This is a genomic window from Prevotella sp. P3-122, assembly GCF_002251365.1.
In the GTDB taxonomy this organism is placed as follows: domain Bacteria; phylum Bacteroidota; class Bacteroidia; order Bacteroidales; family Bacteroidaceae; genus Prevotella.
Genome location: NZ_NPJH01000097.1, coordinates 1 through 17,293, shown reverse-complemented (window position 1 = coordinate 17,293; position 17,293 = coordinate 1). Strand labels below are relative to the sequence as shown.

Here is a 17,293-nt window from a genome sequence, read left to right as displayed (position 1 = left end):
TTATAATACTTGTGTTTCTTGATTTATCCCATATACAGGGAGATTACTACTTGATTATGACAACGGCCATCCGCACTATTTCAAGGTTGTGGTTTTTACTTCTTGTTTTCTACGGCAGCCTGCTCTATGGCGAGACCGCGCTTGTAGTTGGCAATGTAGGCATTGAAGCCAGCCACGTCTTCTGGTGTCGGAGCAATCTCTGTACCGGTATTGCCCGCAAACACCTTGTTCTCAAGATAGTCGGCAAGTGTCTCATTGTCCTTGTTGTTGACGAGGTATGAGGCCAGGAGAGCCATACCCCAAGGACCACCTTCGCCTGCTGTCTCCATTACAGAGATTGGTGAGTTGATGGCAGCTGCGAGAATACGCTGGCCTACACCCTTGGTCTTGAACAGTCCGCCATGGCCTGTGATGCGGTCAACCTTGATCTTCTCCTCGTTGAAGAGAATGTCATTTCCTATCTTCAATACACCTACAGATGCGTAGAGATGTGCGCGCATGAAGTTGGCAAGGTTGAACTTGTCTTTGGCTGAGCGCACGAAGAGCGGACGGCCTTCGGCAAGTCCGGTTACTGGCTCGCCGGAGATATAGTTGTAAGAGATAAGGCCACCACAGTCTGCATCACCGGTAAGGGCATTGTTGTAGAGCTTGCCAAACACCTCGTTCATGTCAACAGGTATGCCGAGCAGCTGCTGATATTCCTTGAAAAGATTTACCCATGCGTTGAGGTCGGAAGTACAGTTGTTGCAATGAACCATGGCTACGAGTGAGCCGTCAGGAGTGGTCACCATGTCAATCATCTCGTAAGGCTTGGACAGGTCTTTCTCCAAAACAATCATTGAGAATGATGATGTTCCGGCCGATACGTTACCTGTGCGCTGCTTGACAGCGTTGGTGGCAACCATACCTGTTCCTGCGTCACCCTCGGGAGGACATACGGGAATGCCGGGCTTGAGATGGCCGGAAACGTCGAGCTTCTTCGCACCTTCCTCAGTGAGGAAGCCTGCGTTCTTGCCAGCCTCAAGTATCCTTGGCAGAATGTCGAGGAGCTTCCAGCTAAAGCCTTTAGGAGCAATCAGCTCGTCGAACTTGCGAACCATCTCGGCGTTATACTGCTTGGTCTCTGGGTCTATTGGCAGCATGCCTGATGCGTCGCCAATGCCGAGAACCTTATTGCCTGTAATCTGCCAGTGGATGAAACCGGCAAGGGTAGTGAGATAGTTGATGTCACTTACGTGCTCCTCGTTGTCGAGTATTGCCTCATAGAGGTGGGAAATGCTCCAACGGAGAGGAATATTGTATACGAACAGCTCCGACAGGGCAGCGGCAGCCTTGGCGGTGTTGGTGTTGCGCCAGGTACGGAACGGAACAAGTATTTCCTCCTTCTCGTTGAATGCCATGTAGCCGTGCATCATGGCGCTGACACCGATGCCTGCGAGGATTTCTATTTCTGTATCATACTGTTTGAGTACGTCTGCACGCAGGTTGGCGTAGCAGTCCTGAAGTCCATACCATATAGCCTCTACGCTGTATGTCCACAGTCCGTCCACGAGTTGGTTTTCCCAGTCGTGACTGCCCTGTGCTATAGGCTTGTTCTCCTCATCTATGAGGACAGCCTTGATGCGGGTAGAGCCAAACTCGATGCCGAGGATGGCTTTTCCCTGCTGGATAGTTTCTTTTGCTGTCATTTCTTTGTAATATTTGGGGAGTTATGAGGGGGAGTTATGAGGGGAGTTATGCTGAGAAGTTATTCTTCAACTTCTCATCATAACTCCCTTATTAAACTTATCTCAACGCCTTGTTCAACATGTAGTAAACCTCGTTGTTGCGGAGCTGGTTCTTGAAGCTGCTGATAGTGGTGTTCTTGTCGATGTTGACATACTCGATACCAACAATTTCAGCGAAGTCTTCCCAGTACTCGGCGGTGATGTCGTAAGAGAATGCACTGTGGTGAGTACCACCGGCAAGAATCCATGCACCGGCACCAATCTCGAATGTAGGCTGTGGAACCCAGAGAGCAGAAGCTACAGGGAGCTTAGGCATTGGCTTTGGCTCGATGCACTCTACCTCACTTGTGATGAGACGGAAACGGTTGCCAAGGTCTACAACGGTAGCCTTGATACCCTTGCCTGTCTTTGATGTGAAGACAAGACGTGCGGTCTGCTCCTTACGGATACCGATACCGAGGAAGTGAACCTCAAGTGTTGGTTTGTCAACAGCAATGAGAGGACAAACCTCGAGCATGTGGCTCTGGAGAGATGACGTGCAGTCGGCAGCGAAGTTGAGAGTGTAGTCCTCAAGGAATGAGCAACCCTTGGTAAGACCCTGGTTCATTACCCAGAGTGAACGGTAGAGACATGCTGTCTTCCAGTCACCCTCTGCACCGAAACCGATACCCTCGGCCATCAGACGCTGTGAGGCGAGACCAGGAATCTGGTCGAAACCGATGAAGTTCGGGTCGTTGATGTCTGCCTCACCAAGGTCGTCGAAGTTGGTTGTGAATGCAGTAGCACCTTCTTCCTTCAGTACGCGGCGGAGGGCAACCTCAGCCTTTGCTGCATGCTTAACCTTCTCCCAGTATACCTCTTCGCCAGACTCGTCAATCTTGATGGTGTACAGTTTCTTATATTCCTCAACAAGGGCATCAGCCTCCTCGTCTGTAACCTGCTTCCAGTATTCCATGAGGTTGGATACTGGATAATAGTCAACATGGTAGCCGAGACGCTGCTCGAACTCAACGCGGTCGCCATCGGTAACGGCAACGTTGTTCATGTTCATACCGAACATAAGACAGCGAACGTTGTGAGCGTCAGCAACAGCTGCTGCCACGCGTGCCCATACGGCTATGCTCTTCTGAGCCTCCTCGCTCTGCCAGTGGCCAACGACAACCTTGCGGGGAACACGCATGCGGCTGCAGATGTGACCGAACTCGATGTCACCATGAGCAGACTGGTTCAGATTCATGAAGTCCATGTCGATGGTGTCCCAGGGAAGCTCAGCGTTGTACTGAGTGTGGAAGTGGAGAAGAGGCTTCTTCAGAGCCTGAAGACCCTTGATCCACATCTTTGCTGGTGAGAAGGTGTGCATCCAGGTGATGATACCAACGCACTTCTCATCGTTGTTTGAAGCCTTCATGATAGCCTCTACCTCATCCGATGAGTTGGCTGTACCTTTGTATACAACCTTTATTGGGATTATGCCGCTGTTGTTCAGACCGTCAACCATATCCTTGGAATGGCCATCTACGATTTTTACAGTCTCACCTCCGTACAGGAGCTGTGCGCCTGTTACGAACCAGATTTCGAAATTCTCAAATGCTTTGTTCATAGTTGTAAGTTTTTTATTGGTTATATTTTTAAGTTGTTGATAAATACGTTAGATCTTATTTTTTCTTCTGTCCATAGTAAGCGTTAGGGCCGTGCTTGCGGCTGAAATGCTTCTCTATGAGGAGCGGGTTCATGGTTGTCTCCGGATTTACCGAGAATGAAACGAACGCCATCTTGGCAACTTGCTCCATAACAACAGCGTTATAAACCGCATTGTCTGCATCCTTACCCCATGAGAACGGACCATGGTTCTTTACCAGCACTCCTGGTGTGTGTACGGGATTGATGTTGCCTGCCTGGATGCGCTTTACGATGACGTTGCCTGTCTCGAGCTCGTAGTCGCCCTTTACCTCTGCTTCAGTCATGTCGTCGGTGCAAGGAATGCTGTCATGGAAGTAGTCGGCATGGGTGGTGCCTATACTGGGAATGTCCTTGCCTGCCTGTGCCCATGCTGTAGCATAGGTGGAGTGTGTATGGACTATACCGCCAAGTTCTGGGAATGCCCTGTATAGAACAAGGTGAGTGGGGGTATCGGAGGATGGGTTGAGGTCGCCCTCAACAACCTCGCCAGTCTCAAGGCTTACGACAACCATGTCGGATGCTTTCATGGTGTCATAGCTTACTCCTGACGGCTTGATGACAACGAGACCTTTCTCACGGTCTATACCACTAACGTTTCCCCATGTGAAAATCACAAGATTGTGCTTTACCAAGTCAAGGTTGGCACGGAATACTTTTTCTTTCAGTTCCTCTAACATAATATAATAAGGTATTAATGTTGTTTGATGTATGATAGTTGTTCTCTAAAGTGGTTTTGTTGCTATATATAAATATGTGTAGCCATAGTGGAATGGCGGATGAGTTTCGGCTTAGAGTTTGAAGGTGGGGTCTTCGGCAAATGATTTCTTGTTGAACCGGTAGAGGGCCGCACCTCGTTTGGATGTCTTCTTGTCTATCAGTTCCGTCTTTTCTATAAAGTCTATTTGCTTTATGCGCTTGCGGAAGTTGCGCTTGTCAATCTGCTGGTTCAGCACTGCCTCAAAGACTTGTTGGAGTTGAGTGAGTGTGAACAGGTCAGGAAGGAGCTTAAAGCTCAGAGGTTCGGTGTTGATGCTCTTGCGTAGGATGCTCAACGCCTTTTTGACCATCTTCGTGTGGTCGGAGTAGAGTGGGGGCATATCCTCAAGGCTTATCCACTCTAGATGATGGGTTTTGCGGAGATTGTCGTCATAGTCCTTGACATTAATCAGGGAGTAGTATGCTACCGAGATAACCCTTTCTCCGGGGTCGCGGTCGATGGCACCAAATGCGCCTACTTGCTTCATGTAGGCCCTGCGTAGTCCTGTAAGCTCGTACAAGACCCTGCTTGCCGCTTCGTCAAGGCTCTCGTCTGTGCCGACAAATCCACCATACAAGGACCACTCACCATATCCGGGATTCATAAGACGTTTTCCAATAAGCAATTTCAATTTGCCCTCGTCAAAACCAAATACGATACAGTCTACAGAAACAAAGACTTTGGGATATTGTGAATAGTAACTTGTCATCGTGAAATTATGAGGTTTATCAGTTGTGTTCTTTATAGATTTCATATTCTTAGATGTCTTGGAGGAATATATCCTCCAAGACATTGTTATAGATAATATCAATTACCAGAAGTAAGCATAGAATGCTGCGCAGAGTCCGATAACGACAAGTGAGCCAATGATATCGAACAGACCCCAGCTCTCACGTATAGACTTCTTGAAGTCGGAAGTGAAGGTGATGGCATCTACCTGCTCCTTGCTTGGGGCTGGAGTGAAGCAGCTGACAACAACCATAAAGAGCAGAAGGAATACGAGCAGCCAGCACTCAAATACAAGCCAGTTGGTTTGCCAGAACCATGCTGTGGCATCCCAGAAGGCACCATCCATAGCGGCTTTACCAGTATCGGTGATGACATTTGTTACAAGGCGAACCATACCGATAAGGAAACCAACAATCATTGTGTATTCGCCAGCCTTAGGAGTAATTTTCTTAGAGAAGATACCCATAGCGAACACTGCTACCATGGCAGGAGCCAAAAGTGACTGGATACCCTGGAGGTAGTTGTACAGGGTGTCCATCTTCATCATGATAGGCAACCATGCAAAACCAAGCACAACAACTACGACTGTTGCTACTCGGCCTACAAATACATAGTGCTCCTCGCTGAGACCCTTCTTCAAAGGTTTGTAGAAGTCCTCGGTGAAGAGGGTTGCGCAGCTGTTGAAGAAGGCAGCCAGTGATGCTACAAGTGCGCAGATAAATCCAATGGTAACGATACCCTTGATACCGGCAGGAAGCACGTTCTTTACCATGATGGCAAAGGCGGCATCTGTCTCCTGCATCTCTATCGAGCCCTGCTCAGCTAATGCTGCGGCAATCATACCAGGGATAAGGAACATGAAGCAAGGAAGAACCTTGAAGAAACCTGCTGCGATAGTACCGCGGCGGGCACGCTTCATAACTTCTGCATTGCTTTCGCCAGGAACCTGTCCGAGAACACGCTGAACGATGTGCTGGTCTGTACACCAGTACCAGAAACCGATGATGGTTGCGCCAAGGAATACTACGAAACCTGGATATTCCTGATACATGCCGTCGCCTTCCTCCCAGTGGAACATGTGGGTTGTTCCATAACCGTTGTTGAGCTGGTCGCAGTAGTTCATCATGCTTGTCCAACCCTCACCGATGCTGCCGCCACCAAGTGTTGCAAGACCAAGGAAGAGTACAAGGAAGGAACCGATTACAAGGATAGGTGTCTGAATAGTTGAAAGCGTCATCACACCCTTCATACCACCGAATACCGTAAAGACTGCTGTAAGAATGATAAGGCCGATAGCACCAGCCCAGAAGTTCAGACCCCAAAGATATTCGAAGAAGATACCACCGGTAAGGGCAGTAACGCTCACCTTAGTAAGAATATAAGCTACAAGGGTGATGATGGAAAGCCAGGAGCCTGTACGCTGTGTGTAGCGGAATTTCAGGAAGTCTGGCATGGTGATAATCTTTCCCATCTTAGTGATGAGAAGCTGATAGAACGGAACGAAAAGCCAACCAAGAATGAGGATCATCCATCCCTGCATCTCCCAGTGTGCCATACCGACACCACTCTTTGCTCCTGTACCAGCAAGACCTACAAGGTGCTCACTACCGATGTTGGCGGCAAAAATTGCCATACCAATTACATACCATGGCTCGCCCTTACCAAAGAGGTAGGCAGAAGAGTCCTCGCCCTGCTGGGCTTTCCTGTCTTTTACAATAGATCTCCAAACGGCCCAAATTACTCCCACAACACCTATGGCGAGTACAGCCCAATCAAGCCAGATAAATTCTGTTGATGTCCAATTCATTGTTTCTTTAATGTTTTATTAAGTTAGTATTTCTTATTTGATAGAGAACTTGTAAGCTACATGGCTGTAGTATTTCTCGCCTGGCTTGAGGACAGGAGATGGCCATTCCTTCTTGTTAGGTGAGTTAGGATATTTCTGGCTCTCCAGACATACAGATGCGTGAACAGGATATTTAATGCCGTGCTTGCAGGCTATACCTGTTCCCTGGAAGTTTGCTGTATAGACCTGAAGTCCTGGCTCATTTGTGAATACCTCAAGGAAAATTCCTGTGTTTGGCGAGTAGAGGCTGGCAGCAACACGCTTGTCATCACCCTTGCCGTCCTTATAGGTGTTGAGGCACCAGTTATGGTCGAAACCATTGGCGTTCTTAATCTGGAGGAATGATGTGTCACCAATACATTCGTATAGAGGACGCTTCTTGTTGAAATCCATGGGAGTGCCATAAACGTCGCGAACCTCGCCCGTTGTCATGTATGTACTGTCAGAAGGGGTGAATTTGTCAGCGTTTACATAGAGAACCATGTCTGTACCGGGCTGGCCGGGATTGCCTGTAAGGGTGAAATAAGAATGGTTGCACATGTTGATGATAGTTTCCTTATCGGTTGTAGCCTCGAATGTGCAGTCCAGGGTGTTGTTCTCCGTAAGCTTGTAAGTAGCTGTTGCTGTAACGGTTCCTGGGAATCCATTATCACCGTCTGGAGAAACAATTGTCAGTTTCAGAGTCTGATCGTCAATCTGTGTAGCATCATAAACCTGATACTGCCAGCCTGAAGGACCACCATGCAGACTGTGTCCGAAATTGTTGACAGCAAGCTGATATTCCTGACCAGCTATAGTTACTTTTCCCTTGTTTATACGGTTTGCATAACGTCCAATGGTTGCACCAAAGTCGCTTGGACTGTTTACGGTGTCTGCATACTGCCTTATGTTATCGTAGCCAAGGACTACATCAACCATCTGGTTATCCCTGTTTGGAACCATGATGGATACGACACGGCCTCCGTAGTTTGTTATGCATACTTCCATACCAGCCTCATTCTTAAGAGTATAGAGAGCTACTTTCTTGCCGTTGATGGTAGTGTCAAAGGCTGCTGGATCGAGACCGGATAGGGTTTGATTACCTGAGCAGGATGACATAATTGCTGCTACAAATCCTGCTCCGAGAATTAGGTTTTTTAAGTTTCCCATAAATTTAAAGTCAGTTTTAGATTAATAAATGCTTATTTGGTGGTAAAGATACTACTTTTTTGTTAAACTAAAGCAAATAATTTATATGTTTTACAACACCCAGTGTTGTTTTTACACTTTTTAAAACAAAAAGACCTGCAAATTGTTGCAGGTCTTTGGATATAAAGAATGTCAATAAGCTGTTTAGCAGATCTTTCTTGAGCCGTCGCTGATTACAACATTGATAACCTCTGGCTCGTGACCATATTTCTCCTTGAACTTGGCCTTTGCGTTTGCGATGAATGCATCGTAAACTTCATCCTTTACAAGGTTGATGGTGCATCCGCCGAAGCCACCACCCATGATACGGCTACCTGTTACACCGTTCTCCTTGGCGATGTCGTTGAGGAAGTCAAGCTCCTCACAGCTTACCTCGTACTCCTTGCTGAGTCCATAGTGGGTCTCGAACATCTTCTTACCTACGGTCTCGTAGTCGCCCTTCTCAAGAGCCTCACAAACTGCAAGCACGCGGTCCTTCTCGCCGAGAACGAAGTGAGCGCGAGTGTAATCCTCCTCGCTAACAACAGGTTTTACTGCCTCCAGCTCATCCCAGTCAGCGTCACGAAGAGTCTCGAACTTCTTCTCAGGGAACTTTGCGGCAAGTGCCTTAACGACATTCTCGCAAGAGTTGCGGCGGTCGTTGTATGGAGAACCCTTGAGCTCGTGCTTAACTTTTGAGTTGAGCAGTACGAGCTTGTAGCCCTGTGGGTTGAATGGGAAGTACTCGAACTCACGGCTGCGGCAGTCAAGGCGCATGAGTTTGCCCTTCTGGCCGAATACACTTGCGAACTGGTCCATAATACCGCAGTTCACGCCGATATAGTTGTGCTCTGTTGCCTGGCCTGCGAGAACGAGGTCCCACTTAGAAACCTTATTGTCACCGAAAAGGTCGTTTAGGGCAAAAGCGAAGCAGCTCTCAAGGGCTGCGCTTGATGACATACCAGCACCGAGAGGAACGTCACCAGCAAAAGCTGTATTGAATCCTTTGACCTCTACGCCAAGCTTTCTCATTTCCTGAACGATACCGTAGATGTAGCGTGCCCATGTTGTCTTTGGACCTACTGGGTCGTCAACTTTGAACTCTACTTTGTCCTTGAGGTCAATAGAGTATGCTATAACGGTGTTGAGTCCGTTAGGACGAACCTCTGCCATAATGCCAGTGTCAACAGCACCTGGGAATACGAAACCGCCATTGTAGTCGGTGTGCTCGCCAATAAGGTTGATACGGCCAGGGGAGGCATAAATGTTACCTGTCTTGCCGTCGAAATGCTTGATAAATCTACTTCTTACAAATTCTATGTCCATAGTTTTAATCGTTTTATAAAGGTTGAACTTTTTAATTAATATTTTGTTGTTGGTAATAAATTAGTCTACCTTGATGTCTGTATTTACATTTTTTGAACCTACGAGAGCGTAGAAGAGGATGTAGGCCAACATTGCCACAACCAGCCAGTATGAGCTTAGGTAGCTTACGCCCATTGCCTGAACGATTACTGTGTCCTGAATGAATGGCATGACACCACCGCCGACAACCATTGTCATAAATATACCAGAAGCCTTTGCCGTATACTTGCCAAGACCTTCTGTGGCAAGGTTGAAGATACCACCCCACATAACAGACGTGCAAAGGCCACAGAGGAAGATGAATACGCAAGACAATGGTACCTTTGCGTCAGTTATGGTGATGAAGCCCAAGTCAAGGTTCAGCGTTGTCTCGATGTTGCCTGTGAATATAGCAGCAACAATAAGTATGATACCAACAGAAGATACTGTAATAAGCTGTGTGCGGGTAGATACTTTTCCTGAAATTGCAGTACTTGTGGCTCGGCCAACAAGCATAAGCAGCCAGTAGATTGCGGCCAGTGAGCCGGCAACAGCTGCAGCACCCTCGCCAGGCATGCGGCTAATCCACATATTCATGATGTTTGGTACGGCAATCTCTACACCTACATAGAAGAAAATGGCGATAACACCAAGAAGGCAATGGCGGAATGCCAGTGGTGAGTGCTCGTATGTGACTTCTGTGAGGTTGCCCTGTGGCTCTACTATCTTAACAAAAGAGATAACGAGGAATGCCAACAGGAAAATTACTATACCAGTAATGATCAGAGGTGCTACGTCTGGGAAACTGTCTTTTGTCAAAGTTCCAACAAGGAAACCTGCCAGCATTGGGGTCAATGTTCCGGACAGAGAGTTAAGCGTTCCACCGGCCTGGATTAGCTGGTTACCTGTATTGCCGCCACCACCAAGAAGGTTGAGCATTGGGTTTACTACGGTGTTGAGCATACATACGCAAAAGCCGCAGATGAGGGCGCCGAGGAGGTAGATGAAAAGATTGAGGCTTGTCATAATGCCACCAATCTCGCAAACCTCTACGTCTGCACCTACAAGTCCGGAGAGAAGCTGAACACCAAGTCCGGCTGCACCAATAAGAAGAGCCAGAAGGGCTGTCTTCTTGTAACCATATTTAATAAGCATGTTACCTGCAGGAATACCCATGAAGAGGTATGCGACAAAGTTCATTAGGTTACCAGCCGTTCCTGCCCAGGGATAAGTAATTCCCCAAATGTTTCCGAATGGGGCTGCCATGTTTGTTACAAAACTAATCATGGCAAAGATAAAGAACATGGTGATAATGGCCACAACGTTCTTTTCAGTCTTTTTAGTTTCTGACATTGTTTAAAATTGTTCTTTAAAGTTGATAATTGCTCAGTAAGTGAGGTTGGGAAAAATCCAAATGTTGTTTATGTTTGCTATTTGTTAACTCCAAACTTGTAAATAGTCTTCTGTTTGTACTGCTCACCAGGATTAAGTACTACTGAAGGGAAATATGGATGGTTTGGAGAATCTGGGAAATGCTGTGCCTCGAAGCATATTCCTGAGCGTCTTGGGAATGTCGCTCCATTCTGTCCCTTGTAGCCGTCGGCCCAGTTGTCGGTATAAAGCTGTACTCCAGGCTCTGTGGTGTAAACCTCCATGGTTCTGCCACTTACAGGCTCTGTAATCTTTGCAGCAAAACTCAGCTCACCCTCTTCTTTCTTGTTCAGTACGTAGCAATGGTCGTAACCTGCACCATTCTTTATTTGCTCGTCGTCGGCATCGATATCCTGACCAACAGGCTTCGGAGTGCGGAAATCAAACGGCGTGCCCTTTACGAAGCGGATTTCGCCCGTAGGAATGCTGGTCTCATCAATTGGCAGATAATAGTCAGCATTGATTTCGCAAATAAGATTGTCTATTGTTGGGGTTGGATTTGCAATTCCTGACAAAGAGAAGAAACCATGACTTGTCAGGTTAATTATGGTTTTCTTGTTGGTGGTAGCCATGTATTCTATAACAAGCTCATTGTCGTTGGTGAATGAATATACAACAGTTACCTTTACCTCACCCGAGTAGCCTTCCTCTCCATAGGGGCTTACATATTTCAGGACAAGTGAGTTCTCGTTCATCTGGAGAGCATCCCATACCTTGGCGTTGAAGCCCTTCTTTCCGCCATGAAGAGAGTTGGGGCCATTATTGATTGGGAGACTGTACTCCTTTCCGTGCAGTTGGAACTTGCCCTTGCAGATGCGGTTTCCGTATCTTCCAATAAGAGTGGACAAGTATGGCTCTGGTGAATTAATTACTTCCTCGATATTGTCATGCCCCTGAATAACGTTTGCCATCTTGCCGTCTTTGTCAGGAACCATGATGGCTACAATAGCACCACCATAGTTTGTGATGGCTACTTCGTTGCCCTTGTCGTTTCTGAGGATGTACAAATCAGTCTTTTTCCCATTGATGGTGGTCTGGAAATCTTCACGTTTCAGACCACAGATGTTTTCTGTTTCGTTTGTGTTCATCATATAAATCGTTTTTAGTTATTCGTTGTTTGTTGCAAAGTAACTAAAAAATAACGATAACGACAAACGAAAAGTAGAAAAAAGTATCGGAAATGGCGTTAAAAACTATTAAATGCGATAAAAGCCAACAAGTCGGCAACGATATAGCTGCTTCCGCCAATGAAAATAAAGTCATCCGAATCAGCTTCTTTACTTGCTTGCATGTATGCTTCTCCTACGTTGTCGTAAGTCTTACCTGTAAGCCCGTGTCTCCCGGCAATGCTTGCCACGGTGTGGCGGTCCAATGCTCTTTTGCATGTGGCTTGTGTGAAATAGTATGTAGCATTTTCAGGCAGAAGGCTCATAACGGAGTTTATGTCTTTGTCGTCCACCATGCCGAAAACAATTCTCATGGTTTTGCACTTCTGTCTCTTGATCTGTTCCGAAAGATACTCCCATCCGGCAACGTTATGTCCTGTGTCGCATACGGTCAACGGCTTGTTTGATAATATTTGCCATCTTCCGAGAAGCCCTGTGTTTAAACATACTTTCCTTATGCCTTCAAAAATATGGTTTTCGTTGGTAATGACTCCCATTTCTTTCAATATGCCGCATGCCTCAAGGACGGTCCGTGTGTTTTTCTCCTGATAGTCACCGCCAAGAGCGCCATCAAAGCACTTGCCGTCAGCTGTGGTGTATCTTCTTCCACCATGGCCAGTAGACTCAGACGACAATATCCAGTTTGAGTCCTGTGCGAAAGTTATGGGAGCTTCAAGTCCTTTGGCTTTTGCCTCAAACACCTTCCTGGTCTCCTCGTTGTACTCGCCGATGACGACAGGGACGCTGTGCTTGATGATGCCGGCTTTCTCTGCAGCAATCTTCTCCAGCGTGTCTCCGAGAAACTGCGTGTGGTCAAAGCTGATGTTGGTTATAATGCTCAGGATTGGTGTTATGATGTTCGTGCAGTCAAGACGTCCGCCTAAGCCCACCTCTATGACGGCGATGTCCACATGCTCTTTCTCGAAATATTGGAATGCCATGGCTGTGGTCAGCTCAAAGAAAGAAGGGTGGAGAGGCTCGAAGAAATGGCGTTCTTTCTCTACAAAGTCTATGACATCTTTCTCGCTAATACATACGTTGTTAACCTTGATTCGTTCACGGAAGTCTACAAGATGTGGCGAGGTGTAAAGACCAACCTTGTAGCCTGCTTCCTGAAGTATTGATGCAATGGTGTGCGAGCATGAGCCCTTGCCGTTGGTCCCTGCTATGTGGATAGTTCTGAACTTGCGGTGCGGATGCCCGAAATGCTCATCCAGCGCCAGTGTGTTCTGCAGTCCCTCTTTATATGCAGAAGCACCCACATGTTCGAAAACAGGGGTGCTATTATAGAGGTATTCCAATGTTTCTTTATAGTTCATCAGACCTGAAATAAATCAGTTGAAATAATTGCGGAATTTCTGGAAGATAGTCTTCTTGGTGTTAGAGTCACCCTTGAAGTTTTCACTATCCTTGAGGTGTTCCATCATTTCTTTTTCCTTCTTAGTGAGAGTCTTTGGTACATAGATACTTATGTTTACCACCAGGTCGCCGGTGCCGTTTCCGTAACCTTGTACGGACGGCAGTCCTTTCCCTCTCAGTCGAAGAGTCTTTCCTGGCTGTGTGCCAGACTCAATCTTAATAGAAACCTTGTTGCCCTGTATGGTTGGAATATCCACCTCGCCACCTAATGCGGCGGTCGGGAAGTCAAGCAACAGGTTGTATATGACATCACGTCCGTCCCTGATGAAGGTTTCGTTCTTCTCCTCCTCCACGAATACTTTTATGTCTCCATTGATGCCGTTGTGCTGACCTGCGTTTCCCTTGCCTGGAACGTTGACAATCATTCCTTCCTCAACTCCGGCTGGAATGCTGATCTCGACAACTTCCTCACCTTTTACTACACCAGTTCCACCGCACTCCTTGCATTTGTTTTTAATAATTGTACCTTCACCTCTACAAGTTGGGCATTCCGACTGCGTCTGCATCATTCCGAACACCGATCTCACCGTGCGTGCGACAACTCCGCGACCGTTACATGTAGGGCAAGTCTCCGGGGTACTTCCACCCTCGGCACCTGAGCCGTGGCAGCATGAGCATGTGATGTCTTTCCTTACCTTGAACTTCTTGGTTACTCCCGAGGCAACATCCTGTAGTGAAAGCCTTACCTTCAGCCTGAGGTCAGCACCTCTGAACTGGGCACGTCTGCCGCCGCCGTCACCAAATCCCCCGAAACCGCCAAATCCAGAATGCCCACCGAATACATCGCCGAACATTGAGAAAATGTCATCCATAGAGAAACCGCCACCGAAGCCACCGGAACCTCCGAAGCCGCTTGGGCCATTAAAGCCAAACTGGTCGTACTGTTGTCTCTTCTGCGGGTCATGGAGCACATCGTAGGCCTCTGCAGCCTCCTTGAATTTCTCCTCCGCTTCCTTACTGTCGGGGTTGCGGTCGGGGTGATATTTTATGGCCAGCTTTCTATATGCTTTTTTAATCTCGTCTTCAGAAGCGTTCTTGTCGACGCCGAGCACCTCGTAATAATCTCTTTTTGCCACTTTGTGATGTGTTTTGGTGAAAGTTATAATATATATAATATGTGTGCCTGCATATGACTACGTTGCCGCAGGACATTATTGCCCTACAGCAACTTTGGCATGTCTTATTACCTTGTCGTTCATGGTGTAGCCTGTCTGTACGCAGTCGATGACCTTGCCTTTCTTGTCATCACCCATACCTGGAACCATGGCTATGGCCTCATGGAAATCGACATTGAAGTCGGCATCCTTGGTCTCGATTTCCTTTACGCCCATACCTTCAAGAATCTTTTTCAGTTTCTTGAAAATCAGTTCCCATCCTTCCTCAAGAGCCTTTATGTCATCTGTCTTCTCGGCACTTGCAGCTGCGCGCTCCATGTCGTCGAGTATGGGAAGGATGGCCACTATGGTCTTCTCGCCTCCATTAAGTATCAGCTCTGTTTTCTCTTTCAGAGTGCGCTTTTTGTAGTTGTCAAACTCAGCTACGGCGCGAAGATACTTGTCTTTCAGCTCTTCTATCTGCTCGTTTGCAGCCTCCAGCGGGTCTTTCTCTTGTGTCTCCTCCTGGTTGTCGTCCTGCCCGTTCTGTGCAGACTCTTCTGTGGTCTCGTCAACGGTTACTTTCTCTTCGCCCTCAACGTTTATTTTTTGTTCCTTGTTTTCTTCGTTGGTGTTCATGATTGCAATAATTACGTTACGTTGATGTCAATGCAAAATGCGTGCCACAAATCCCACAAATTATACTGGCCGTCAACTGTCTGTATTGTGGATTTTCATTTGTGCGCATTATATCTTGTACATCTTCTCTTTCTGCGCCTTTATCTGTTCGTCGTAGATATACTCGTCATATGGCATGAGCTTGTCGATTGTACCGTTAGGCGTTAGCTCGATGATGCGGTTTGATACTGTACGGATGAACTCGTGGTCGTGTGAGGCGAAGAGAATGTTGCCTTTAAACTGTATCAGGTTGTTATTGAACGCCTGGATAGATTCCAGATCGAGGTGGTTGGTCGGGGTGTCGAGTATCAGGCAGTTAGCATTCTGTAGCTGCATACGCGCTATCATGCATCTCATCTTCTCGCCTCCAGACAGTACGTTGACCTTCTTGAGAACTTCCTCGCCAGAGAAGAGCATGCGTCCGAGATAGCTCTTCATGACAACCTCGTTGCCGGGGCCATACTGCGAGAGCCACTCTATCAGGTTCAGTTCCGAATCGAAGAATGCCGTGTTGTCGAGTGGAAGATAAGCTGTAGTTATGGTAACACCCCACTTGAATGTACCTGCGTCTGCCTCTCTGTTGCCGTTTATTATCTCGAAGAGGGCTGTCATTGCCTTCGGATTGTGTGAGAGGAACACCACCTTCTGGTCCTTCTCCACATTGAACGATACATTGTCGAAGAGAACAGTTCCGTCGGTATCTACGGCCTTCAGTCCGTCTACCTCCAGTATCTGGTTGCCTGGCTCCCTGTCCATCTGGAATATGATGCCAGGGTACTTGCGGCTTGATGGGCGTATTTCCTCAATGTTCAGTTTCTCAAGCATCTTCTTGCGTGAGGTGGTCTGACGGCTCTTTGCCACGTTGGCAGAGAATCTTCTGATGAACTCCTCCAGCTGCTTGCGCTTCTCTTCGGCCTTTAGTCTCTGGTTCTGTGCCTGTCTGAGTGCCAGCTGCGAGCTTTCATACCAGAACGAGTAGTTTCCTGCGAATACGGTTATCTTTCCGAAGTCTATATCCACGGTCTGAGTCGATACGGCATCAAGGAAGTGTCGGTCGTGGCTCACGACGAGTACCGTCTGTTCGATGTTGCCGAGGTAGTCTTCGAGCCATTCTACAGTCTCCAGGTCGAGGTCGTTGGTAGGCTCGTCGAGGAGCAGGTTGTCAGGATGTCCGAAGAGAGCCTTGGCCAGCATGACCCTAACCTTCTCGTTGTTTGACAGCTCGCTCATGTGTTTGGTGTGCAGCTCGTCCTTTATGCCGAGGTTCTGCATCAGCTGTGCGGCCTCGCTCTCAGCTTCCCAGCCGTTCATCTCCGCGAACTTCAGCTCTAGTTCGGCAGCCCTGTTGCCGTCTTCCTCGGTCATCTCTGGCTTTGCGTACAGTTTCTCGCGCTCCTTCATGTTCTCCCACAATGGACCGTGTCCCATGAGGACTGTGTCCATAACGCTGAACTCGTCGTATTTGAAGTGGTCCTGCTCCAATACCGACAGGCGCTCGCCCGGACCAAGCTCAACGGTACCCTTGTTTGGCTCAAGGTCGCCGCTTATGGCACGCAGGAATGTTGACTTACCGGCGCCGTTGGCTCCGATAATGCCGTAGATGTTACCGTGAGTGAACTTGATGTTTACGTCTTTGTAGAGAACTCTTTTACCGAATTGGATGGCAAGATTCGTAACTGTTATCATCTTTGTATACCTTATTGATTTGAATTATTTTGCAAAGGTACAAAAGAAAATCGATATGAGCAAAGTTTGCCTTTGTTTTCAGGTTTCAAATTGAATGGGCTCAGTGAAAAAACATGGGAAGGGATTCACTAAATGAAGGCGTCTTTTCCCAAGCAATGCTTTGCGAGGACAGATGCAAAGCTTTGCGTGGACGGATGCAAAGCTTTGCGTTGGCTGTTGCAAAGCTTTGCGTTGGCTGTTGCAAAGCTTTGCGTGAGAGATGGGCTAAACTGGCACGGAAATCGTCAGTCCTATTTTAACGTGAGTTCGATGAATTCAAAACAATGAAAGCTGTGTATCAACTGTACGTTGTACATTGATACACGGCTTCTTGGGAAACATACAATAAGCAGCGATAGCTCCAAGCAGGTTCACGATGAAATTGTCAAAGCACCTGTGTCTTGAATGTTCCACTTGTGCAATATTCTTCAACTCGTCATTTACCGTTTCTATTATTGCTCGTTTCCTAAGCAGCAGCTTGTCAGACACGCTCATCAAGGCACCTTTCATGTTGTTTTTAAGTTTGGTGA

Annotated in this window: 14 protein-coding genes; all 14 read right to left on the bottom strand. The window is 47.4% G+C overall.

Going from position 1 to position 17,293, the window contains the following annotated elements; translation table 11 throughout:
• Positions 1 to 95: 95 nt before the first annotated feature.
• A complete protein-coding gene (locus CIL02_RS15325; RefSeq protein WP_094403057.1) occupies positions 96 to 1,688 on the bottom strand; it encodes a xylulokinase in 1,593 nt (530 codons plus the stop codon).
• A gap of 97 nt (positions 1,689 to 1,785) precedes the next feature.
• A complete protein-coding gene (araA, locus tag CIL02_RS15320) occupies positions 1,786 to 3,327 on the bottom strand; it encodes an L-arabinose isomerase (RefSeq protein ID WP_094403055.1) in 1,542 nt (513 codons plus the stop codon).
• 55 nt (positions 3,328 to 3,382) lie between these two features.
• A complete protein-coding gene (locus CIL02_RS15315; RefSeq protein WP_094403054.1) occupies positions 3,383 to 4,084 on the bottom strand; it encodes an L-ribulose-5-phosphate 4-epimerase in 702 nt (233 codons plus the stop codon).
• A 111-nt stretch (positions 4,085 to 4,195) separates the two neighbouring features.
• The gene (locus CIL02_RS15310; protein ID WP_094403052.1) at positions 4,196 to 4,873 is read right to left on the bottom strand and encodes an NUDIX domain-containing protein; all 678 of its coding nucleotides are present in this window, start codon (positions 4,871 to 4,873) and stop codon (positions 4,196 to 4,198) included.
• Between the two features lie 102 nt (positions 4,874 to 4,975).
• Positions 4,976 to 6,700: a sodium/solute symporter gene (locus tag CIL02_RS15305; RefSeq protein ID WP_094403051.1), complete on the bottom strand. Its 1,725-nt coding sequence runs from the start codon at positions 6,698 to 6,700 to the stop codon at positions 4,976 to 4,978.
• A gap of 33 nt (positions 6,701 to 6,733) precedes the next feature.
• A complete protein-coding gene (locus tag CIL02_RS15300; protein WP_094403049.1) occupies positions 6,734 to 7,888 on the bottom strand; it encodes an aldose epimerase family protein in 1,155 nt (384 codons plus the stop codon).
• Positions 7,889 to 8,071: 183 nt separating this feature from the next.
• Positions 8,072 to 9,232 (bottom strand): galactokinase, encoded by a 1,161-nt coding sequence (gene galK / locus CIL02_RS15295; RefSeq protein ID WP_094403048.1) that lies wholly within the window; start codon positions 9,230 to 9,232, stop codon positions 8,072 to 8,074.
• Between the two features lie 60 nt (positions 9,233 to 9,292).
• Positions 9,293 to 10,603 (bottom strand): MFS transporter, encoded by a 1,311-nt coding sequence (locus tag CIL02_RS15290; RefSeq protein WP_094403046.1) that lies wholly within the window; start codon positions 10,601 to 10,603, stop codon positions 9,293 to 9,295.
• A 77-nt stretch (positions 10,604 to 10,680) separates the two neighbouring features.
• Positions 10,681 to 11,772, bottom strand: coding sequence for an aldose epimerase family protein (locus CIL02_RS15285; RefSeq protein ID WP_094403045.1), 1,092 nt, complete (start codon positions 11,770 to 11,772; stop codon positions 10,681 to 10,683).
• Positions 11,773 to 11,867: 95 nt separating this feature from the next.
• Complete coding sequence (locus CIL02_RS15280; RefSeq protein ID WP_094403043.1) at positions 11,868 to 13,166, bottom strand: folylpolyglutamate synthase/dihydrofolate synthase family protein; 1,299 nt, start codon at positions 13,164 to 13,166, stop codon at positions 11,868 to 11,870.
• A gap of 15 nt (positions 13,167 to 13,181) precedes the next feature.
• Positions 13,182 to 14,342, bottom strand: coding sequence for a molecular chaperone DnaJ (gene dnaJ, locus CIL02_RS15275; RefSeq protein WP_094403041.1), 1,161 nt, complete (start codon positions 14,340 to 14,342; stop codon positions 13,182 to 13,184).
• A 75-nt stretch (positions 14,343 to 14,417) separates the two neighbouring features.
• Positions 14,418 to 14,999 (bottom strand): nucleotide exchange factor GrpE, encoded by a 582-nt coding sequence (locus tag CIL02_RS15270; RefSeq protein ID WP_094403039.1) that lies wholly within the window; start codon positions 14,997 to 14,999, stop codon positions 14,418 to 14,420.
• Between the two features lie 108 nt (positions 15,000 to 15,107).
• Positions 15,108 to 16,724 (bottom strand): ABC-F family ATP-binding cassette domain-containing protein, encoded by a 1,617-nt coding sequence (locus CIL02_RS15265; protein ID WP_094403037.1) that lies wholly within the window; start codon positions 16,722 to 16,724, stop codon positions 15,108 to 15,110.
• Positions 16,725 to 17,039: 315 nt separating this feature from the next.
• Positions 17,040 to 17,293: transposase (locus CIL02_RS15255; RefSeq protein WP_141210271.1), on the bottom strand; the 254-nt coding region annotated here is incomplete at its 5' end.